The organism is Flavobacterium facile, assembly GCF_036321945.1.
Lineage (GTDB): Bacteria > Bacteroidota > Bacteroidia > Flavobacteriales > Flavobacteriaceae > Flavobacterium > Flavobacterium facile.
On the sequence record NZ_JAZAYT010000035.1, the window covers coordinates 565746 to 588872 of the forward strand.

At 28.6% G+C, this 23127-nt stretch carries 22 protein-coding genes and 1 tRNA gene; 19 read left to right on the plus strand and 4 right to left on the minus strand.

Going from position 1 to position 23127, the window contains the following annotated elements:
* Position 1 precedes the first annotated feature (1 nt).
* The 12 genes from UEQ13_RS15085 (at position 2) to UEQ13_RS15140 (ending at position 11796) form a co-directional block, all read left to right on the plus strand.
* Positions 2-2128, plus strand: coding sequence for an erythromycin esterase family protein (locus UEQ13_RS15085; protein WP_329807170.1), 2127 nt, complete (start codon positions 2-4; stop codon positions 2126-2128).
* Between the two features lie 63 nt (positions 2129-2191).
* Complete coding sequence (gene hemW / locus UEQ13_RS15090) at positions 2192-3325, plus strand: radical SAM family heme chaperone HemW (protein WP_329807171.1); 1134 nt, start codon at positions 2192-2194, stop codon at positions 3323-3325.
* Positions 3326-3398: 73 nt separating this feature from the next.
* Positions 3399-3776, plus strand: a complete 378-nt coding sequence (locus UEQ13_RS15095) for a GxxExxY protein (protein ID WP_329807173.1) — start codon at positions 3399-3401, stop codon at positions 3774-3776.
* A 53-nt stretch (positions 3777-3829) separates the two neighbouring features.
* On the plus strand, positions 3830-4591 hold the full coding sequence (locus tag UEQ13_RS15100) for a cyclase family protein (RefSeq protein WP_329807175.1): 762 nt from the start codon (positions 3830-3832) through the stop codon (positions 4589-4591).
* A gap of 10 nt (positions 4592-4601) precedes the next feature.
* On the plus strand, positions 4602-4961 hold the full coding sequence (locus tag UEQ13_RS15105; RefSeq protein ID WP_329807176.1) for an MmcQ/YjbR family DNA-binding protein: 360 nt from the start codon (positions 4602-4604) through the stop codon (positions 4959-4961).
* A gap of 105 nt (positions 4962-5066) precedes the next feature.
* Positions 5067-5756, plus strand: coding sequence for a PH domain-containing protein (locus UEQ13_RS15110; protein WP_329807177.1), 690 nt, complete (start codon positions 5067-5069; stop codon positions 5754-5756).
* 305 nt (positions 5757-6061) lie between these two features.
* Entirely contained in the window at positions 6062-7354 is a 1293-nt protein-coding gene (locus UEQ13_RS15115; protein ID WP_329807179.1) for a site-specific integrase, read from the plus strand.
* Between the two features lie 172 nt (positions 7355-7526).
* Positions 7527-7991 (plus strand): mobile mystery protein A, encoded by a 465-nt coding sequence (locus UEQ13_RS15120; protein WP_329807180.1) that lies wholly within the window; start codon positions 7527-7529, stop codon positions 7989-7991.
* Positions 7982-8578 carry a mobile mystery protein B gene (locus tag UEQ13_RS15125; protein ID WP_329807182.1) on the plus strand — a complete coding sequence of 199 codons (597 nt, stop codon included), beginning with the start codon at positions 7982-7984 and terminating at the stop codon, positions 8576-8578. The genes UEQ13_RS15120 and UEQ13_RS15125 overlap by 10 nt, the downstream gene beginning before the upstream one ends.
* Before the next feature lie 14 nt (positions 8579-8592).
* Positions 8593-9882 carry a hypothetical protein gene (locus UEQ13_RS15130; protein WP_329807184.1) on the plus strand — a complete coding sequence of 430 codons (1290 nt, stop codon included), beginning with the start codon at positions 8593-8595 and terminating at the stop codon, positions 9880-9882.
* A gap of 72 nt (positions 9883-9954) precedes the next feature.
* Positions 9955-10260 (plus strand): helix-turn-helix domain-containing protein, encoded by a 306-nt coding sequence (locus tag UEQ13_RS15135; protein WP_329807185.1) that lies wholly within the window; start codon positions 9955-9957, stop codon positions 10258-10260.
* Between the two features lie 108 nt (positions 10261-10368).
* Complete coding sequence (locus UEQ13_RS15140) at positions 10369-11796, plus strand: hypothetical protein (protein ID WP_329807187.1); 1428 nt, start codon at positions 10369-10371, stop codon at positions 11794-11796.
* A gap of 48 nt (positions 11797-11844) precedes the next feature.
* Here the strand turns inward: UEQ13_RS15140 and UEQ13_RS15145 are convergent, their stop codons facing one another.
* Both UEQ13_RS15145 and UEQ13_RS15150 read right to left on the minus strand, forming a co-directional pair.
* Complete coding sequence (locus UEQ13_RS15145; RefSeq protein WP_329807188.1) at positions 11845-12000, minus strand: hypothetical protein; 156 nt, start codon at positions 11998-12000, stop codon at positions 11845-11847.
* Positions 12001-12022: 22 nt separating this feature from the next.
* Entirely contained in the window at positions 12023-13315 is a 1293-nt protein-coding gene (locus UEQ13_RS15150) for a hypothetical protein (protein WP_329807190.1), read from the minus strand.
* A gap of 119 nt (positions 13316-13434) precedes the next feature.
* On the opposite strand from UEQ13_RS15150, the gene UEQ13_RS15155 reads away from it, so the two are divergent.
* The gene (locus tag UEQ13_RS15155; protein WP_329807192.1) at positions 13435-13695 is read left to right on the plus strand and encodes a helix-turn-helix domain-containing protein; all 261 of its coding nucleotides are present in this window, start codon (positions 13435-13437) and stop codon (positions 13693-13695) included.
* A gap of 297 nt (positions 13696-13992) precedes the next feature.
* Here UEQ13_RS15155 and UEQ13_RS15160 read toward each other — a convergent pair.
* Positions 13993-14065, minus strand: a tRNA-Phe gene (locus UEQ13_RS15160).
* A 121-nt stretch (positions 14066-14186) separates the two neighbouring features.
* On the opposite strand from UEQ13_RS15160, the gene UEQ13_RS15165 reads away from it, so the two are divergent.
* The 6 genes from UEQ13_RS15165 to pth all read left to right on the plus strand — a co-directional run bounded on the left by UEQ13_RS15165 (position 14187) and on the right by pth (position 19815).
* Complete coding sequence (locus UEQ13_RS15165; RefSeq protein WP_329807194.1) at positions 14187-14921, plus strand: type III pantothenate kinase; 735 nt, start codon at positions 14187-14189, stop codon at positions 14919-14921.
* On the plus strand, positions 14914-16152 hold the full coding sequence (locus UEQ13_RS15170; RefSeq protein ID WP_329807196.1) for a hypothetical protein: 1239 nt from the start codon (positions 14914-14916) through the stop codon (positions 16150-16152). The genes UEQ13_RS15165 and UEQ13_RS15170 overlap by 8 nt, the downstream gene beginning before the upstream one ends.
* Before the next feature lie 5 nt (positions 16153-16157).
* A complete protein-coding gene (gene lptC, locus UEQ13_RS15175) occupies positions 16158-16703 on the plus strand; it encodes an LPS export ABC transporter periplasmic protein LptC (RefSeq protein ID WP_329807197.1) in 546 nt (181 codons plus the stop codon).
* A 7-nt stretch (positions 16704-16710) separates the two neighbouring features.
* The gene (locus tag UEQ13_RS15180) at positions 16711-16902 is read left to right on the plus strand and encodes a hypothetical protein (protein WP_329807198.1); all 192 of its coding nucleotides are present in this window, start codon (positions 16711-16713) and stop codon (positions 16900-16902) included.
* A gap of 81 nt (positions 16903-16983) precedes the next feature.
* Positions 16984-19089 (plus strand): peptidylprolyl isomerase, encoded by a 2106-nt coding sequence (locus tag UEQ13_RS15185; RefSeq protein ID WP_329807199.1) that lies wholly within the window; start codon positions 16984-16986, stop codon positions 19087-19089.
* A gap of 159 nt (positions 19090-19248) precedes the next feature.
* Complete coding sequence (pth, locus tag UEQ13_RS15190; RefSeq protein ID WP_329807255.1) at positions 19249-19815, plus strand: aminoacyl-tRNA hydrolase; 567 nt, start codon at positions 19249-19251, stop codon at positions 19813-19815.
* Between the two features lie 228 nt (positions 19816-20043).
* On the opposite strand, the gene UEQ13_RS15195 is transcribed toward pth, so the two are convergent.
* Positions 20044-22929, minus strand: a complete 2886-nt coding sequence (locus UEQ13_RS15195) for a T9SS type A sorting domain-containing protein (RefSeq protein ID WP_329807201.1) — start codon at positions 22927-22929, stop codon at positions 20044-20046.
* Positions 22930-23127: the final 198 nt, after the last annotated feature.

Consider the following 23127-nt stretch of genomic DNA (forward strand, 5'->3'; position numbering starts at 1 on the left):
AATGAAAAAAACATTTTCTCTTTTTTTACTATTTTTCAGTTTTGTACTCTTTTCACAAAACACCATTTCAAAAAGTATAATTTTATCGGATCCACCCATTTCTAAGGATTTTAGTTTTTTACAAGAGGAATTAAAAGATGTTCAAGTTGTAATGCTTGGAGAAATCAGTCATTTTGATGGCAATGTTTTTGAAACCAAAACCGAAATTGTAAAATATTTGGTTGAGCATATGGGTTTCAATGTAATTGCATTTGAATCTGGAATTTACGATTTATGGAAAGCACAAGAAGATGTTAAAGAAGGAGCAAATTGCAAACAAGTTTTTAGGAATTCGTTGTTTTCTATGTGGGGAAAAAGAAAAGAGTTTCAAAGTTTTGTCACGTTTTTTGAAAACAATAAAGGGAACTTAAAGCTTTTCGGATTTGACCATCAAATTACAAGTGTAAATGGTACTGTAAATTTATCAAATGATTTATTTAGTTATTCAAAAAGCATAAATCACACTATAAAATTGAACAAGGAAGATTTTAGTTTGCTTTTAGAATCTATTTCCAATTCTACTATGTTCGATGAAAGTGATATTTCATATCCAATTTTTTCTTCAGAATTAAATAAATTGAAGCAAAAATTAAGTCAGCAAAAAAACTCAGAAGAAAATTTTTATTGGACCCAAATTGTAAACGGATTATTAACATTAGGTGAAGATGCTTTTACGCGTCAAAATTTCACAAGTGCTTTCAATTGTACAGGTATAGACAATATTAGAGATAAGCAAATGTCTGAAAATTTATTGGCTTATTTAAAGCAAAATCCGGAAGCAAAAATTATTTGTTGGGGAGCCAATCAGCATTTTGCTAACAATTTGCAATCTGTAAAAACGCCTATTATTGAAGATTTTGTTCCTATGGGTTCTTATGTTAAAACTGCTTTGCAAGGAAAAATGTATAGTTTAGCAGCAATAACAACTAATGATTCTGTTTTTCTTCAAAATAAATGGCATAATACTCCAATTAAGGAAGGTTCTTTTGAGGATGTTTTGAATAAACAGTTTAAGAATAATCATGTTTTTATTTCTGCAAAACAACTCGAAATAAATAATATAAAAGAAAACAGACTTTTTAGTCCGATAACATTTATCGAAGGAAAATTAAGTGAATTTCATGATGGTTATCTGTATTTTCCTAAAGCTACTTTGTCAACAATTGATGAGTATGAAGATGTAATTCTTGATACAACTGAAGAAAAAGAAATTGTAAAAAATAAAACTTCTATAAACTTAAATATTAAGGATAGACCAAACGAAACCTACATTGAAGAAGTTGTTATTTATAGTAAAAATACACCTTATCAAATTCTAAAAAAAGCTATTGGAAGTCTAGATAAAAATTATCCAGATAAAGGATTTAGTTCGGATTTAAAAACTAACATTTTGATAAAAGTTGCAGATACGACTTGTGTTGATGCAGATGTTTCGGCGCAACAATATGATTTAGGTTATGTAAATCGTGAATTTAGAAACACGAAAAAAGTATTGGAAACAAAATGGAAGGTGAATCAAAATTTTGAAACAGAAAGTTTTAAAGAATATCATGGATTGATGTATAATAGTCCTATTCAATATGCTCCTTTTTTAAAAACAAACAAGTTTAAGAAGTTTCTATTAAGCATTGAAGGAACAACAAAAATAAACAATGAAGAAGTTTTTGTTATTCAGTTTTCTTCTCCACGAAATCATTCTACATTCACAAGGCGCGTTTATTTAAGTAATTATTCAGGCTATATTTACATTAATAAATCGGATAACGCTGTTGTGAAAATTATTGAAAATTGGCAAGTAACAGATTTTCCTGTTTCGTTCCGAGAAGGTTATGTTTTGAAAAATAATTTAGTAAAATATACAAACAAAGAATATGTAAACGAAACCACAATAACTGAATTTGTAAAAGAGAATAATTTGTATTTTATTAAAAATGCTGCAAATATTGTATCTGGAAATTTATATAATGATTCTGCTGAAAAAGCAGATTATGAAATTACAACAACATCAACTTGGAATAATTTTAATATTTCTAACCCAAGAATAATTAAAACAAATAACGAAGTGCTTTTATTTGAAGTAAATAAATAAGTTAGTATGTCTGTGCCTTTTTTATTGGCACATCGTCAAATTGAACATTGAAAATTAATTAAAATGTCAGGAATCTACATTCACATCCCTTTTTGCAAGCAAGCTTGTCATTACTGCGATTTTCATTTTTCGACTTCCATGAAGAAGAAAGACGAAATGGTTTTGGCGTTAGCGAAAGAATTAGAATTACGTAAAAACGAATCTCAAAACGAAACGATTGAAACTATCTATTTTGGTGGAGGAACACCAAGTGTATTGACGATTGATGATATACGATTTTTGATTGATACGGTTTACAAATATTTTAAAGTAATTGAGAACCCAGAAGTTACACTAGAAGCGAATCCGGATGATTTGGATGAAGAAACGATTCTTCAATATGCGAATTCGCCAATAAACCGTTTGTCAATTGGAGTTCAGTCGTTTTTTGAAGACGATTTGTTGTTGATGAATCGCGCACATAATTCGGCGGAAGCTAAAAAATGTTTAGAATTTGCCACACAACATTTCGATAATATTTCCATAGATTTAATTTACGGAATGCCTGATATGAGTAACGAAAAATGGTTGCAAAATATTGAAACGGCGCTAAGTTTTAATATTCCACATATTTCCAGTTATGCGTTAACTGTGGAACCAAAAACGGCTTTGCATAAAATGATAAAATCAGGTTCAATTCCGACTTTAGATGATGATTTGGCCCAACAACATTTTCATATTTTAATCGACAAATTACAAGAAAACGGATTTGTACATTACGAATTATCGAACTTTGGGAAACCAGATTACTTTTCAAAAAACAACACGGCCTATTGGTTGGGTAAAAAATATATTGGAATCGGTCCGTCTGCTCACAGTTATAATGGTCAAAGTAGAAGTTGGAATATCGCCAATAATTCTTTGTATTTGAAAGCCATCGCAGAAAATAATTTACCTTCAGAAACTGAAACTTTATCCAAAACCGATCAGTATAACGAATACATTATGACCGGTTTACGAACCATTTGGGGTGTTTCTTTAGAAAGAATTGAAACGGAATTCGGAACCAAATATTTAGATTATTTACAGAAACAAGCAGAGAAGTATATTTCAGACAATTTGTTAATAATTGAAAATAATGTTTTAAAAACGACTAAAAAAGGAAAGTTTTTGAGTGATGGTATTGCTTCCGATTTATTTTTATTAAATTTGGAATAGTCTAACCGCAAGGTTCGCAAAGTGAGGCGCAAAGCTCGCAATTAAAAAATTATATACGCCAAAATCAATTATTATGTTAGAAAACGAATTATCAAAAATTGTTTTTGATGCAGCATTAAAAGTGCATCAAAATTTAGGACCAGGACTTTTAGAAAGTGCCTACGAAGAATGTTTATATTATGAATTAAAGAAAACGGGATTAAAAGTAGAGAAACAAAAAGCGTTACCTTTAATTTATGAAGAAATAGAACTAGATATTGGTTACAGATTAGATATTATTTTAGAAGACAAATTAATTATTGAAATTAAATCTGTTGAAGCATTAAATAACGTTCATTTTGCTCAATTATTAATGTATTTAAAATTAACAAATTGTAAACTTGGTTTACTTATAAATTTCAATGTTAAATTAGTAAAAGACGGGATAAAAAGAATTGCAAATAACCTTTAAAAAAATCTTTGCGAACCTTGCGTAATACTTTGCGAGCTTTGCGGTTAAAAAAAATGAAAGCTACTATAAACAACTTCAACATCGACTTATCAAAACCCATTGATATTTCCTTACCATTATCCAATACCAATGCGAATCCGATTGCTTGGTATATTGAAAAACCTGTAATTGAACCCGTGACTTTTGAAAATTGGATAGGAAAAGTTTCTGAAGGAAGTTCGACGAATTTCAATAATATATTTTTCAACCCGCACGGACATGGCACGCATACTGAGTGTTTAGGACATATTACTACAGAATTTTATTCAATCAATCAATGTTTGAAGCAGTTTTTCTTTATGGCGGAATTGGTTTCGGTTCAACCTGAAAAAAGAAATGAAGATTTCGTCATTACGAAAAGTCAAATTGAAAATTCTCTTAAAGGCAAAACTCCAGAAGCGATAATCATTCGTACCATCCCAAATCTAACAGAAAAAAAATCTAAAAACTATTCACATACGAATCCGCCCTATTTATTAGAAGAAGCGGCAACTTTTATTCGAGTAATCGGAATTAAACATTTGCTTATCGATTTGCCAAGTGTGGATAGGGAAGAAGACGAAGGAAAATTATTGGCGCACAAAGCGTTTTGGAATGTGAAAGACACAACCATATTAAATGAAGATGCCCGTTTAGATTGTACGATTACAGAATTGATTTACATAGATGATTCGGTTTCAGATGGAATGTATTTACTGAATTTACAAATTGCTTCTTTTGAGAATGACGCGAGTCCGAGTAAGCCTGTTTTATATTGTTTAGAAGCTAATCACTAATCACTCAAATATGAACATTCAGCAACTATACGAATTTTGCCTATCAAAAAAAGGTGTAACGGAGCATTTTCCTTTCGATGAAGATACTTTGGTGTTTAAAGTGGGCGGAAAAATGTTTTGCTTAACTTCTTTAAAACAATGGGAAAAAGACGAACCAAGTTTAAATTTAAAATGCGATCCAGATAAAGCAGAAGAACTTAGAGCAGAATATGAAGCGATTAAACCTGGTTATCATATGAGTAAAAAACATTGGAACACTGTTAGTTTTCATTCCGATGTAAACGATAAAATGATATGCGCCTTAATTAATGATTCCTATGATTTGGTTTTTAGTAGTTTAACAAAAAAAAATCAATCGGAAATTATGTAACGTCACTTCTAGTAATTCTAATTTTTTTTTATAATTGTATCGAGAAGTAGAAAATTAGGCATTACTTTTGATAAACATACATCAATAAATTACAATAAATTAATTATGATAGATAATTTAAAAAAAATATTAAACGAAGACCAAGATCCTAAAGCTATTGAGAAGATCACGTCTAAATTAGAAAATTTATTAATGTCTAATGAAGAAGTGGGTTATATCGCTGTTCAGAAAAAACCAGCTATTACAGTTTTTCCAGATAGTATTGTTGTCACAAACAAACGTATTATTTTATGTAAACCTAAAAACTTAGGATTATCAATGGAATTTATGGATTATGATTGGGATGATATTGCTGGAACTTTTGTAAAAGAAGGTTTGCTAGGTTCTGATTTTACCTTTTCAACTAAAACGGAATTAACGCATACGGTTGATTATTTGCCAAAAAATCAAGCGCGTAAATTATATACCTATGCGAAAGAACAACTGGATGTGTTGAAAAATGGAGTAGCTATACCTGATGTGAATTTAGTTCCGGATACAGAAGTGGAGTCGCAAGTTGAAGATGTTGTAGCTGAAGAAGTAATTCATTTTGCAGAAATACTTCCAACTCCAAATGATGTAATTAGAGATACTGAAATTGAAGAGCCTATTCCTCCTCACACAAAAAAGCTTTCTGATTTATCTAAAGATGAATTGTTTGACAAACTAAATAATTATAAGAAGCTGTTGGATAATGGTTTAATTCTTCAAGGAGAATACGAAAGGTTAAAAAATCAAATTTTACCATTATTGTAAAATTTAAAATAAAGTAAAAAACCGACAATTTCTAAGTTGTCGGTTTTTTTTATGAAATTAAAAAAGTAGTAAAAACAAAAAACCCCGACAAAGTCGGGGCTTAAGTGGTACCTCCAGTACCATTTATTTTAAATCTCTTAAATTCTTAATTATTGTAACTTAAACTTAAAAAGCTTGTATTTAAAGCTTTAGATTATTGTTTAATGTTGTTTATATTAATTAAATTTAAGAAGGTTGAATTTTTAAAGCACCCTTTTAAACACCCTAATTATATTTTTACTATATTTGTGTATAGTTTAAATGATATGATTAAAACAATTGAAAATTCAAACGGGATAGTTAGATTCGCTTTCAAAGAAGCAATTAAAAACCTTGAAATTGATAAGAAGAAAGAAAGTTTAATTTTTCTTCATTTTTCCTATGGCGGAAGTAGATTTAAATACTCTACAGGTTATAAATCTTGTTTTGTAGATTGGGATTTTGATAAACAAAGAATAAAACAAACAAAGTCTAATATTATTAATGCTGTTGAAGTTAATGAGTTTTTAAGTAAAATTGAAAATGTTATTAAAAAAGAATATTCTCGTTTAATAGCTGAACAAATAATTATTACAAATGCAGTTTTAAAACAGTTTTTAGACACATATACAAACAAAAATATTGTTGTTGATAATTCTAAACCTATTACTTTTTTTGAGTTTTGTGAAGACTTTTTAGAATTGAAATCAAAAGAGATAAGCCCAATAACAAAACGTTCTTATAAGCAAACGTTATTAAAAGTTAAAAACTATGGAATTGAGAACAATGAAAAAATAACTTTTAATTCTTTTGATAAAACTTTTGTTTTAAATTTCATTGAATATTTACAAGATAATGATTTTTCACAAAATACTATTTCCAAACATTTAAAGAATCTTAAGACCTTTTTAATGGAGGCTAACCAAAAAAGGTTAATTAATAATATTAATTTTAATATAAAAGATTTCAGTTTAACACCTGAAGAAACAACTGCAATATATTTATCTGAAGCGGAGTTAAATAAAATGTTAGAATTAGATTTGTCTGATAAAAAACATTACGAGCTTGCGAGAGATGTGTTTTTAATTGGTTGTTTCACGGGGCAAAGGGTTTCTGATTATAATGGTCTAACCGAATCATCTATTAAAAATATTAACGGGAGAGATTTTTTTTCTATAAATCAAAAAAAGACTAAAGCAATTGTAAACTGTCCAATAACTGTAAAAATTAGACAGATAATGGATTTAAGACATAATGGAATGCCTCCAAAGAAAATATTAGAAAAAGACTTAAACAAATACATTAAGAAAATAGGAGAAATTCTAAAGTTCAATGAAAAGATTGAATGTGTTTATAGAAAAGGCGGTAAAGAAATAAAAAAGTATATTCCTAAGTATGAATTGATTCATTCTCATACTGCAAGAAGAAGTTTTTGCACAAATATGTATTTAAAGAAAATGCCTATGTTTGATATTATGCACTTTTCAGGTCATAAAACAGAGCGAGAATTTATAAAATACATTCGTATAGTCGGAGAACAACGAGCGTCAAGTATAGTTGAAATGGGTTATTTTGATTAAGAAAACGATTTTAATTATTTTGTTTTCATCAATCTTTAAGTTGATTTTTTTAACTTTAATTAAATCTGTAAGTTTAAAAAAAATATTTATTATCAATCTATAAGTTGATTTTTATTTTGTTTTTTAAATTTATAAGTTTAAATTTGTATGTTGATTATCAAGATTAGAACTTATGAAAGATAAAAAAAGAATATTGTTAATAGAACAATTAGATGCAAAACTTTCATGTTTTAGGGAAGTTAATGACGTTGTTTTGCCTTCTTCTGGCTGGGTGAAATCCATTAGAACATCTTTAAAAATGTCACTTCGCCAATTAGGAAATAGAATGAATATAAGTCCACAAGGTATTGGGGATATGGAAAAAAGAGAAGCAAACGGAACTATTACTATAAACACATTGAGAGATTTGGCTCGAGGGTTAGATATGAAACTAGTTTATGGATTTTTGCCGAATAAAGGTTCAATTGAGGAAATGATTGAGCAACGTGCGAATGAAATTGCAAGAGAGATTGTAGGTCGTACACACGTTACAATGACTTTAGAAGACCAACAAAATTCTAAAGAACGAATTGAAAAAGCAATAAAGCAAAAAACAGAAGAAATAAAATATGAAATGCCTAAGTATTTATGGGATTAAAGATAGAATATGTTAACGGGCAAACGTCTTTGAGCGAGGAAGAAATGGAAGGGTTAAAAATTTCTTCTATTTCAACACGTGGCGAATTAGACGAGTTTGAACAACTCAATATACAAAAGGCAATTGAATGGACTTTACGGTTAAAAATTAAACCTGAACAATTATTTTCAGAAAAATTCATAACAGATTTGCATAAAAAAATGTATAGTGATGTTTGGAAATGGGCGGGAGATTTTAGAAAATCTGAAAAAAATATTGGAATAAAAAGTTATAATATTGGCATAGGGTTAAAACAATTGTTAGATGATGGGTTGTATTGGTGTCAAAACAAAACTTATTCTAATGAAGAAATAGCTATTAGATTTAAACATAGATTAGTAAGTGTTCATTGTTTCCCTAATGGAAACGGAAGACATTCCAGGTTAATGGCTGATTTAATTATGACTAAATTGTTTAATGAGAGTTATTTTACTTGGGGTAATAGTAGTCTAGTAAAGGCTAATGAAACAAGAGAAAAATATATAAATTCATTAAAAGAGGCGGATAATCAAAATTATAAACCATTAATAGAGTTTGCTAAATCGTAATAAAAACAGTTAATATGAGAGAATTAAATAATGAAGAAAGATTACTTGACTTTATTGCTTTTATACTTGCTGACTATTCAGAACTTTTGGATAATGTCAATTATTTTTTTTGTGAAAATTATTCAAAAGAAGTTTTATTAAAATATGACAAGAATAAAGAAAGCAATATTTATAAGTTTTATTTAAAAGAAACTATTGATTTTGAATATTTAAATACTATTACAAATGTCAATTATCAATTTAACTTTACAGAACTTGATAAAGTTAATTTAATTAAATATATAAATGATAATTATAGACATGGTTATCCTGATGACTTTGAAGATGGTCTAATTACTGGAGGAAATTTAAAAATTAATATTGATAAAGAACAATTTGATTTGTATTTAGAGGAGTATACAAGTTTGTGTGAAATTAATAAAACTGTTTATATTTCTTATTTTAAATATAACTTAATTGAAAGTGAAGATGCAATTTTAAATTATTTAAGAAAAGAACATATTAAAATTAAAACGGTGTTTAAAAATTCTTTTCAAATAAATTCAGAATTAAAATTAGAATTTGTAAATTATCATAAAGATAAATATAAATTAAGATATTTAGAATCATTTAATGATAATAAGTTCTTTTATATTGTTAATAAAAATGAAAATGATGAATTTGTTTTAAATTTTAAGATTTCTCTCTTAAAACAATTAGTAAATATCAACGAAATAAATATTGATATGGATTATTCAAAAGATGATATTGATTATGAAAATAGTTTAAATGAAATATACTATAATTTATTTTTAAATTGTTTTGAAGGCAAGCCGCTTTCTAGAAATGAAGAAGGAAATAATAAAATTTATAATAGTTTATTGGATGATAAAAAAGATTATATTGAATATTTAAATAAAAAAGGCTTTACTAGCAATGATATAAATAATATATTAAACATATTATCAAGTAATTCTTTATCAGAACTTGGTTTTAAATTTATCAAGAGATATAATCTCAAAAAAGTCGAGACTTTTGTTATACTATATTGTTTCTACGTTTTCGATTTTTTTAATGAAGTCAGAGATAATAGATTAGAAAAAATAATTGATTTTGATGAAGTTGTTAAATTTCAATCTTTAAATGTGAAATTAGACAAAGAACAATTTAGAAAATATTACAAAGACATAAATAATAATAAAGGTAAACATTATCCATTTTCAAACTATGAGGAAACAATTAAATTATTTACAAATGATGATATTATTTATAATAAAAGTATAATTAAACAAAAACCAAAAAATCAAAACATAAATTTTTTCTAGAAAATAATTTCCCTATTCTTTCCCTATTTTCCCTGTTCTTCTATTTGTATCATAAATATAAAACAATAATTTATGATTTTACAAAAAGAAAATTTATTAGTTCAACTATCAGTTGGAGATTTACAACAACTAATTTCAGACGTTGTTAAAAATGAATTGCAAAAAATTACTGATGCAATCAAACTAAATCCTAAAGAATCAGATAAAGAAAATGATTTCTTAACTAGGGAAGAAACGGCAAATCTTTTAAAAGTCTCAACAACCACATTGTTTTTGTGGAATAGGGATTCTATTTTAAAAGCTAAAAAAATAGGGAGACGTGTCTATTATTCAAAATCTGAAGTTTACAATAAACTAAACCTTATAGCAGTTGCTTAAATAAGGTGTCTTTTAGCGGTTTCTCGCTACAATTACTTAACATACATAAATAACAACAAGCGTTGTAAAACCCTCGCTGGAATACCTATGTCCAAAAATTAAAAAATTATGAATCAATATTTTATATTAAAACCAAAAAATCTAAACATTGAAAGTTTAGTTAATAAATACAAACCAAATTTTGACTTAAAAATTGATTATGTCTACTTGATAGTATATTTAGTTTTGTTTTATGGAAATAAAAAAAACAATAGTAAACAGGTTTGTTTAAGTTCAAAATTTCTCGAAAAATTAATTGGTAAAAATTACAATAAATACATTGATTTTCTTCTTGAAAATTATCCAGTTTCGGGAAATATATTGAATGGTTACAGGTATACTAAAGGAAAACCATTTAGTTACAAATTAACCGATTATTATTTTGAAAGTGGTTTTGAACTTTATTCAATTACAGATAATAAATTAGTAAATAGAGTTAAAAATATTTTTAATAAATCTATAAATGAAAACATTAGAACACATTATTATTATTTGATGAAGTATTTTAATAACAAAAAATTAACTGTTTTTAACCCTTTTGAAGCAATATTGAAAACAAATGATTTAGTAACTGAAAAGCGCCTGAGAAATGTGTTAAATTTAATCGATTTTCTTAATCGCGAACACAAGCTAACTTTAAAAACTGCAACCGATGGACGAGTACATTCTAATTTAACAAGATTATCAAAAAAATCAAGAGAATACTTGCAATATGACGGGGAATTTCTCGCCGAAATTGATATTTCCTCTTCGGTGCCATATTTCTTATATTTATCTATGAATTGCTATCTAAATAACAATCTAACTTTTCTTAATAAATTCCAATATACTAATCTATACACTTATATGTTCGATGAAGTTGTGGGAGATATTGATAAATTAGAGCTTCAGCAGTTTGGGAGTTCTATTTTAAAAGGGCGATTATATGAGCAAATTAGCGAAATTATTTTTAGTCAAGCATTCTACGAATCTAAAGGTGTTGATTTTAATAAAGTAATAAAATATTACCAGCACGAATTTAAAGATATGTTTGGTTATTATTTTGATGGAGAAATGGAAGATTTGAAGAAATTCTCAAAGAAAAGAGTTCTTGCAATGCTATTTGCAAATACATCTTTGTATAAGTTTGAACAATTAGTTTTTAAAGAGCTATTTCCTTCTGTATTAAAATTCATTAATGAGTTTAAAGACGTTCAGCAATATAAAGATTGCGAGGACATAATATGGACAAAAAAAGAAAGTCATAAAAAATTATCTTATTTCTGTTTTCAGTTTGAGGCAAAAGTTATGATTGATAATATTGCTAGAGATTTTGATAAATTACACAAAGGTAAAGCTCCAGTGTTTACTATACACGATTGTATTTTAACAACTTCAAGTTATGCTGACGAACTTAGAGAATTTATGAAAAGTAGATTTGTTCAGTTGTTTGGTGTGGCGCCAAATTTAACTTTAAAACATTCTGAGTTTAATAATGCATATAGAAATGTGTCTTAATAACAAACCCTCCTTTTGGAGGGTAAGTATTTTAATTAGTTATTAAGATTAATTTTGAGCGTCTTGTCGCATTTCTTCACATATTTCACATGCTTCTTTGTAAGTATAATCTTTTTCATCTACGTATTCTTCAATACATTTGTCCATGTTTGATTTACAGGAACTTAATAGAGTTAAGATTAAAAATAATTTAAGAAATTTCATAAGTATCTTTTAAGTTGTGTTTTTATTTAGTTAAGTTAAGTAAATGGCAGTTGTTTTTTATTAAAAAATCGTTTGACCAAAATTCTTGATAATTTTCTGTAAATGCATAAAATTTATAGTTGCCATCAGGTAAATAAAAAGTGTAAACTCCGTATTTTGTATCGCAGTTTGGTTTAATCGTAGAGTTGTAGTTTGTTATAAACCTTGTGTCTTCGTGTTTTTTTTCGCTATCAAAAATTCTAAATACAATTCTATTTGTAAAATTAGCATTAGAATAAACTGTAAAACATTTTGGGTATTTATATTCAGGTATAATACTTAAAGGTTGGTTATTCAATATTGTTATTTCATAAGTTCCCAAATCACTAGTTTTCGAATCAGGATATAAAAAAGATAAAAAGTAAGTTGATTTTTCTTCATTATAATCAATTTTATTTTGGTAATTAATTTTATAGATTAAATTTAAATCTCCAATATAATATTCAATTTTGCCGTTATTTATTAAAACAAATCTTTTAACAACTATTTTGCCTTTTTCTTTTTTTGAAAAATCATAATTAAAACTTGAAAATGCTTCATACCAACCATTTTTTAAAGAATCTATATCGTAATTTTTAAACTTTTTAATATATTTAATATTTCTTGCTGTTTCTTTTTTTAATTCACTGTTAGTTTTATTTGTAATTTTTTCAGAAATTTTCATAAAACGAAAACCACTATTTAAAACAAATGTTTCAGTGTTTTTAAATTTTATTAATTCAAGCTCTTTACTTGTGTAGTTTCTGTTGTAATTATAGTTTTGAGTTTGTTGAAATGAATCATTTTGATTATAATATGTTACTGGCTCCCCGTAATCTATTAATTTCGATTGTAAATCATTTGAGTAATTTTTATTTATGTTATTCATATAATTAGAAAATTCATCTGAATACTTATTGAATTTATCTGTATTTTTATCAGAATTAGAATAATCAATATTTTCATTATTTGTGTTGATTTTTATATCACTACCAAATGTTTTATTTTGAAGTCTTTGTTGTAAAATTGGAATTATTTTAGTTGCTTGTTCTACTCCGCATCTGTAACCTCTTCCATATTCTTTTTCATGTTTTTTATTGTCATTTGGTGTGTAGGCTGGTGAGATTGTGCATTTTTGTTGGTCAGGGCTTCCTGCTTTATAAATATCTATATTTTTAGCCTCTTTTAATGTTTCGTTCCAACCGTCTTTTAATCCTTTTGAAAAAGATGACTCTTGGGTTTGGCTTAATATTAGGTTACTGAATAATAATGCAAAAAGTTTTATAAAATTTTTCATAAATGGTTTTTTTATTTTGTGTAAATTTCAAATATTTATTTTGAGTTTTTTTACGGTTTTCCGTAATATTCTAAAATACTTTAGCAATAATAGTAAAAATATCAAAATAACACAAATATGTGTCTGTTTTTATTTCTTTGAATGCGCAATTTTATTGCGTGTTAAATGAAAAGGAAATAAAGTTAATAAAGTCAGTCGGGCAAAAAATCAGAGAAAGAAGAAATGAACTCAATCTTTCTCAAGAGATTCTTTCGTTTGATGCCAATATCCCTAAAAACCAAATTGGTAGAATTGAACGTGGTGAGATTAATACAAGTATTGCCACATTATATAAAATTAGTGAAGCCTTAAAAATAGATATTACATATTTCTTTATCTAACCACTTTACTGAGTATATTTATAATTACTCTATTAAAACTATTTTTATCTTCTTCATTTTTAGCTAGAAGTAGTAATGGTTTTAATATATACGTACTACCTTTGATAGGGTCTAACTGTTGTTAGTCTAGTTATAAAAGTTTTTTTTAGTGTCCCCCGTTATAAAATAGGATTGTTTAAATTAGATTAAATTGAGTTAAATAAAATAAAGTTTTCTTAAAGTAATTTTAAAAGCACCCTGTTAAACACCCTAAAAACAAAAAACCCTTAAAATCATAATGAAATTAAGGGTTAAAAGTGGTACCTCCAGGGATCGAACCAGGGACACATGGATTTTCAGTCCATTGCTCTACCATCTGAGCTAAGGTACCTTGAATAATTCTGTAATATTACTTCCTTATTGCGGGTGCAAATATAGAACGATTTTTATATATTCCAAAATAAAAAATAAAAAAAATCAATTTCGTACATTTGCAATTCTAATATTTAGATATGATACTTACTATTGATGTAGGAAATACAAACATTAAAGTGGCTGTTTTTAAACAGGTTAACTTGGTTGAAAAGTTTGTTTTTCAAAAAAAAGAATTTAAAAATAATTTTGAAAATATTTTAAAAAAATATTCAAATTGTACAAAAGCAGTGCTTTCTTCGGTCGGAAAACTAGATGAAAATGATTTTTTGTGGCTAAAAAACCATTTAAATTTACTTGAAATTAGTCATGTTTCTGCTTTTCCCTTCAAAAATTTATATGGAACTCCAAAAACTTTAGGTGTAGATCGAATGGTTTTAGCTGCTGGAGCTGTTTTATTGTATCCAAATCAAAACATATTAATTATAGATGCAGGAACTTGTGTCACGTATGATTTTGTAACAAAAAATAAGGAGTATTTAGGTGGTGCCATTTCTCCAGGTTTGCGTTTGCGATATGAGTCACTTCATAATTTTACGGCAAAACTACCTTTATTAACAAAAAAATATCCTGAAAATTTTATTGGTAACAATACGGAAGAAGCTATTCATTCGGGAGTAGTAAATGCTTTATGTTATGAAATTGAAGGCTTTGTTTCTGAATATTCTGTTAAAAATGAACAATTTACAATAATTTTAACAGGCGGAGACGCTAATTTTTTGGCTAATCGATTAAAAAGTGTCATATTTGCCGATGAAAATTTCTTATTGAAAAGTTTACAACAATTATACACTTATAGTTTACAAAATGATTAAAAAAATTGCCTTAATAGTTACTATACTACTTGCAAATTTCGGTTTCGCTCAAGAAAACACTCCATCACCTTATTCTTTTTACGGAATTGGAAGTACTAAATTTAAAGGTACAAATGATATAATAAACATGGGAGGAATTAGTGTTTATTCAGATAGCACACACATTAATGTGTTGAATCCTGCAACATATTCTAATCAAATGTTAACTAGTTTTCAAGTAGGTGTTACAACTTCGTTTTATAAATTAAATGCTGGATCTCAAACTGAGAAAGCTCAAAAAACTACTTTTGATTATTTGGTAATGGGTTTTCCTGTTTCTAAAAAATTAGGTATCTCTTTAGGTTTGTTGCCTCAAAGTGCTGTTGGGTATAGGTTTGTAAATGATAATGCTTTTAGTAGATATTTAGGGAGTGGTGGAGTAAACAAAGTGTATTTAGGTTCTGGATATAAAATCAATTCTAAATTTAGTATTGGTTTTGATTTTCAATATTTATTTGGTTCAATTAATACAGAATCTCAAAAATTTCAAACTAATATTCAGTTTGGTTCAAGAGAAATAAATGAATCTTCGTTGTCAGGTATTGCTTTTAATGCAGGTTTAACATATAATACAAAACTAAACAGTAAATTAAACTTTATGTCTAGTTTGGTGTATTCTCCAGAAGCAAAATTATCATCAAATAATGTGAGATATGTATCTTTAGTTTCTTTTTTGTCTAATGGAAGTACTGAACAAGCCTCGGCTAATACAGAAGTTAATGTAGCGGATACTAATTTAAATATTCCTTCAAAATTAGCTATTGGTGTGGGTGTTGGAAATAGAAAATGGTTTTTTGGTGGAGATATTACTTTTTCAGGAACTGGAAGTCAAATTAATAGATTCGATAATTATTCAAATGTCTATTTTGAAAATGCAACAAAAATTGCATTTGGAGGTTTTTTTATTCCGAAATTTGATTCATATGATAATTATTTAGAAAGAATTACCTATCGTGGAGGTTTTAAATTTGAAAATACTGGTTTAGTAATTAATAATACTGCAATAAAAGATAAATCATTTACTTTAGGATTTGGATTGCCAATATCTGGAACTTTCTCAAGTTTAAATTTAGGTATGGAATATGGTTCAAGAGGAACGACAAGTAATGGATTAGTAAAAGAAGATTATTTTTCTATTAACCTAGGATTGTTGTTTAACGATAAATGGTTCAGAAAAACATTATACAATTAATTGAAATGAAAAAAATTGTTGAATACATATTTGTTCTTGCTTTCTTTTTGTTTTTACAAAGTTGTGAAAGTAATTTAAAAGACGTTCAACGAATTTATAAAACTTCATTTGTACCAACTGGTGAAGCCGATTCAATTAATTTGAAATATACTGATTCTGGTAAAGTAAAGTCAACGGTGCAAAGTTTGAAAATGGTTGATTATTCTACAGCTAAGAATCCGTTTGTGGAGTTTCCAAATGCTGTTTTGGTTACCCTGTATGATAATAAAAACAATAGAACAACTGTAGTAGCTGATAAAGCTGTTTCTTACAAAAGAACAGAAGTTATTGATTTAATTGGTAATGTGAAAATCACTACTTTCGATGGGAAAATACTAGAAACCAATCAGTTGTACTTTGATCAAAAAAACGAGTGGTTTTTTACTGAAGAATCATTTAAGTTTAAAGATGCTGATGGAAGTTTTTTGCAAGGTGTTGGAATAGATTTTAGTAAAGATTTTAAAATATTCAACATGCAAAACAATAACGGTGAAGTTAATAATATGAAATAAAATAAAAATGAAGTACTACAAATATTCTCAATATTTATATTTAGTTGCAGCCATTGTGTTTTCAATATCTGTAATATATAAAGTTTTCAATAAACAAGATTATGGATTGCAAGCAATTATTGCTGTTGGATTCCTAATTATGTACTTCGTTAGAAGAAGTTTTTTAAAGAAAATGGAAAACAATCAAGAAAACAAGTAAAAAAAATTAGCAATACTATTTTATTATTAAATAGATAATTGTATTTTCGCCCACTGAACAAAAAAATAACTCAATATAAAAATGGCAATTTTATCAAAAATTAGACAACGTTCTATCTTATTAGTCCTAATCATAGCATTAGCATTATTTTCATTTGTATTAGCGGATGTAATTAAAAGCGGTGGATTTAGTGGAGGTTCAAATAATATTGGTTCTATCAATGGAACAAAATTTGAATACCAAGAATTCATGAGTAAAGTAGCTAATGTTGAAAAACAACAACAAGGAATTAGCAATACACAAGCTTTAAATTCAGTTTGGGAACAAGAAGTGAGAAAAGCTTTATTATCTGAACAATATGATAAAATTGGTTTATTACTTGGGAAAGAACAATTAATGGCGGTTATCAAAAGTGACCCACAATTGTCTCAATCTCCTCAGTTTTTAAATGCGGCTGGTAAATTTGACGATAAAAAATTCGCTGAATATATTAATTCTTTGCAAAGTGCTCCAGACCAAACACAGTGGAATCAATGGAAAGCATACGAAATTCAAATCGAAGATTTTGCTAAAGAGCAAATGTATAATACTTTAATTAAATCAAGTGTTTATACAACTAAAGCTGAAGGAAAATTAAAGTACGAAAGAGATAATAATAAAGTTGATTTTGATTACGTAGCATTAGCTTTCTCTACAGTAAGTGACGAACAAGTTAAGGTAACTGACGAGGAGATTATTGCTTACATGAAGAAAAATCCTAAGAAATACAAATCAGATAATACAAGATCAGTAGAGTATGTATTAGTTGAAAACAAACCATCTGCAGCTGATGAAGCGGCAATGAAATCTAAAATTGATGGTTTTGTAAATGGTAAAACTGAAATGGTAAATGGTGTGAACGAAACAGTTCCTTCATTTGCTTCTGCAACTAACCTTGCTGATTACGTTAATAAGTATTCAGAAATTAAATTTGATTCAACTTACGTAGCTAAAAAAGATATTAATCCACAATTTGCGGAACAATTATATGCTTTAGCTCCAGGTCAAGTTTACGGACCATATACAGATAATGGATATTCAAAACTTTCTAGAATTGCTGCAAGAAAATCTGGTGCATCTGCAAAAGTAAGTCATATCTTAATTGCTTACAAAGGTGCGATGCAAGCTGCGCCTTCAGTTAAGTTAACTAAAGAAGAAGCAAAAGCGAAAGCTGAAGGTTTATTAGCGCAAGTCAATGCAAATCCTTCAAGTATCGGAATGTTAGCAATGATGAACTCTGATGATCAAGGTTCAAAACAAAATGGTGGTGTTTACGATAACGTTGCTCCAAAACAAATGGTGAAACCTTTCGATGATTTCTTATTCGGTAATCCTGTTGGAAAAACTGGAGTTGTTGAAACTGATTTTGGTTTCCATGTTATGAAAGTTGATGGTAAAAATGATGCAGTATTATTGGCTACAGTTGCATTAAAAGTACAGCCTTCAGAACAAACTGAAGATGCTAATTATAATAAAGCTTTAAAAGTTGAAGCTGATGCTTTGGCAAATGGATTAGAAAAAGCAGCTAAAACTTCTGGCTTAACAATTGCTCCAGCAGCAAGTGTAAAAGCTTTCGATGAAAACGTTGCAAACTTAGGTTTACAAAGACAAATTGTAACTTGGGCTTTCAATGAAGATACTAATGTTAATGATGTAAAACGTTTTGATATTGTTAGTCTTGGATTTGCAATTGTGAAATTAAAATCTAAAAATGATGATGGACTTTTGCCTTTAGATCAAGCAAAACAATCTGTTGAGCCATTAATTAAAAATGAGAAAAAAGCAGCTATACTTAAAAAGAAAATGACTGGAGCAACTTTAGAAGCTATTTCTAAAGCTACAGGTTCTACAATTTCTCCAGCTGTTGGTGCTTCAATGGCATCGCCAGTAATTCCTAACTTAGGTTATGAACCAAAAGTAGTTGGTGCTGCATTAGGTTTAAGTGCTGGGAAAACATCAAAAGTAATTGAAGGTAATTCAGGATTATTTATGGTAAGAACTAAAGCTATGGTAAAAGCTCCTGCTGTAAAAGATTATAAATCACAAATAGATCAATTGAATCAACAAACTAAAGGTTCTGCTCCTTTTAGAGTAGTTCAAGGTTTAAAAGATAAAGCCGATATTGTTGATAATAGAGGTAAATTCTAAAACTTAAATTGAAAAATAAAAAAAGGGCTGAGTTTTTCAGCCCTTTTTTTATTTTTGTAAATGAAATAAAAAATGAGTACAATACATACACTTCTTAGTTTTTTTAGATTAACTTCCAAATCTAAGCTAGAAGAGGTTAAATTAGAAGATAATCTAGAGATGAAAAAATTTTTAATTGTTGGTTTAGGAAACATTGGTGCCGAATATGTAAATACTAGGCACAATATTGGTTTTAAAATATTAGACTATTTCGCAAATCAAGAAAATATTTCTTTTCAAACTCAAAAGTTAGGTGAAGTAGCTGAGTTCAAAGTAAAAGGGAGAACTGTTTTGTTGTTAAAGCCAAATACCTATATGAATTTAAGTGGTAAGGCTGTAAAATATTGGTTAGATAAAGAAAATATCGACAAAGATAATATGCTTGTTATTACGGACGATTTAAATTTGTCTTTCGGAAGTGTTAGAATTAAAACAAAGGGCTCTGACGGAGGTCATAATGGGCTCAAAAACATGCAGCTTTTGTTGAATTCAACAGAATACCCGCGTTTTAGATTCGGAATTAGCGATGCTTTTAAAAAAGGTAAACAAGTTGATTATGTTTTAGGAGAATGGTCATTAGAAGAAAAAGAAGCTCTTAAAGAAAGATTAATTATTTCATCTGAAATAATTAAATCATTTGCTCTTGCCGGGTTAAACAATACTATGAATTTATTTAACGGGAAATAAGTCTTTTCTGTTTTTGCTATTGACTCCATTTTTCTTAAATAAGAAAACTAATTATCTGTAATTTAGACAAGAAAGTTAAGGTAAAATAAATTAGTTATTTACACTCTTTTTTTTTTTCAATAATATATAAAAAAAATGAGCTCGATAATTAAATATCGAGCTCATTTGTGTGAACTCTATTAGAAAGCATATCTGTTTTCTAATAGAGTTTTTTTATTGAATAATAGCTTATTCTTTAATGATTTTTTTCATTGTTTTCTTCTCACCATCTTGAATTGTTAAAATGTAAACTCCAGATTGAGATTGGTTTAATTGAATTGCTTCGTTAAAAAACCCATTGTTTGTGAATGATTTAGTATAAACTTCACGACCTCTAATATCATGTACATTTATTTTAATTTCATTTGTTGAATCAGAAGTAAATTGTACGTTAAATACACCATTACTTGGATTTGGGTAAATTGTTATTGAATTTTCAAAGTCAACAGATGGGTTTGACAATAATGTTGCATCTGTACCAAAATAGTAAACTCCGTTAATACCATTTGCAAAAGTTCCAGTTAAGGTATAAAAAGTACCAAAAGTTCCAGTTGTTGTTGCTAATGTTGTAGCTGTTCCTTGTTTAATAACTTTTAAGGCTGTTCTACTGTTACCAGTTGCAGTTTCCCATCCAGCAATTTCAGCTTCAGTGAAGTAGAATTTAGCTGTACCAGTACCTGAAGTATTATTGTTTGCAGTTGCTACAGTTAAAGATTTAGCCATTACTTTTAAGTTATTAGCAGTATTTGAACCATAATTAACAGCTGCTGCTCCAGCAGTTGTAATACTTCTGTTTACTTCTACTGAAGTACAGCCATGGTCGAAATTATTTACAGTAGCATCTAGCATTAATTTTCTAGATGTTAAATCTGAAGCATAAAATGTTCCTGCAGCAGGAATTAAAGCTTGGTATTTAGTTGCAGTATTAACTTCTGTTTGAACTGAAGCTGCATTCAAAGTTGTAATAGAAATATCATCTAACATGATCCAGTTTTGATCAAAAGTGTTATGATGTCTGAATACTAAATAAACTGTTTGTCCTGCGTAAGAAGATACATTTGCAGTAATAGTGTTTCTTTGCGCTGGACCAGCTAAAATAGAATTGTTTATTACAGGAGTTTGTGCGTTTAATGTTGCTACAGTGAATGTTGATGGATTTACTGTTGTAAGGTACACTGAATAACGCTCTTGATAAAACGCTCCTGTTTGTGATGTACCAATTCCAAAACTTAATGTTGAAGTTCCTGTTGGAATAGTAAATGCAGTACCTGAATATATAATATTATCAGGATTTAAACCTGTGCTAGGCGAAAGCCATGAACGAGAAAAAGCAAAATTACTATTAAAACCAACTGCGGTTGTACCAGCTGAACTAGCAGCAATTCCCCAGTTGTTACCATCAGCGTCTAAATCTTTAATAGATCCTATTGATGAAGCGCTTGGGTCAAAAGTCTCTGATATAACAGTTGTGTTTGAATTTAAAACAGGGGCAACATCGTTATCGTTAATTGTGAATTTTAGAGTGTTGTAATCTGCAATAAGTACTGCGTCTCCACCACCTGCATTAACAGTAGCTCCAATAACTACAGTTTCTAATGATTCTGCAATTCCGTCATGAAATACTCTTACTGTTAAAATTTGATCTGCAGCTGATCCTGTAGGGAAAGTCACAGTTGGATTTACAATTTGGAAATCTTTTAAATTTGTTGCCGTTGTTGCAGCATTTACATTGAAAGTAACAATAGTACTTGCAGTAGGAGCTTTTGTTGTTCCTATATTAAAAGTATAGTCAGTAAAATTACAATTAGTAGCTTCAGTAATACTACAAGTTGTTATACTTGGTTTGAAATAAATTCCACTTAATGCTGGTGCTGTTGCTCCTAAAGATGCATTTAGTGTAGATCTTCTAGCTGCAGCACTCATAATAGTTTGCATTCTAGCTTTTTGTCCAGCTGTAAAAGTATCCATACAAGCATCTGGTGTATAGTCCATGTAGTTTTGAACTTGATCATTACCAGGTGCAGGACAAGAATTTACAACTCCACACGCATAATTTGGAGCAGCAGATGCAGGAGTATCTGCTACGTAATCTTCATTTGTTGCAACATTTGTTGCAACAGCAGGACAACCGTCATCACCCCAAATATGTCTTAATCCTAACCAGTGACCAACTTCGTGCGTCATAGTTCTTCCTTCGTCGTAACCAGGGTTTAATATGAAAGTACCGTCGTTAAGGTTTTTTGTTCCCATAGAATCAAAAGCACATACTACTCCGTCGGTATTTGCTGCTCCGCCCGAAGCATTTAAACCACCTAAGCCAGTTGCGTCAGGAAATTGAGCATAACCTAATAAACCACCTAGACCAGGAACTGTAGGAGGGGCGGCATCTAAGGCTTGACCTCCTGGGCGAATAATCCACATGTTTAAGTATTTAGTAGGGTCCCATTGTGTTACTGCTTTCATTGCTTCAACATCAGATCTTAGTTCCCAGTCTGGACCACCTGATCCATTTGCAACATTATTTGTATATGGAGCAATTTCTCTTCTGATTATACCAGTAGTTGGTTGACCACTTGGATCTCTTTTTGCTAAAATAAAATTAATTTCAGTATCAACAGCAAGACCTGTAGTATTGGCACCTCCTGGAGTACTAGCTAATCTTCTATAGTCATTATTCATAACTGTTAACTGAGAGATGGCTTGCGCATCCGTAATGTTTTCTCCAGTTCCTACACAATCACCGTTGTGAACAATATGAATTACAACAGGAATATTGTAAACAGCAGTAATGCTCTTGTTATTTCTTATTCTTTCTGTTTTTTGTTTTTCAACTTCAGTAGCTAACCATGACTCAAATTGTTGCGTATTTAAACGATTTGGATATTTTTTTTGTAGCTCTATTTCGTTTATTTCAGTTAAACATCTATGGATGTTGGTGTTTATCTTGTTTTCGGAAGATAAGGATTTTTTACCAAACTGGACAGGATCCACTTGGGTTTTGGTTTGAGCATTTAAACTTACAGATGTTGCACCCATAAGTAAAAGAGACCAAACTAGATTAGTAGTCTTTTTCATGTATTTGTTGATTTAATTAAAAATTATTGTAAAATTAATGGTTTTTTTTTTTAAAATAAAATATTTTAAAATTTTATTTTAAATTTTAACTTTTGAATGCCTTGATTTTGAGTATTTTGAGTGTTTTTAACTTTTTTGTTCATTTTAGTAAAGTTTTTGACATTGTAATTTTAATTAAAAAGTTTACTTGTTTTTATT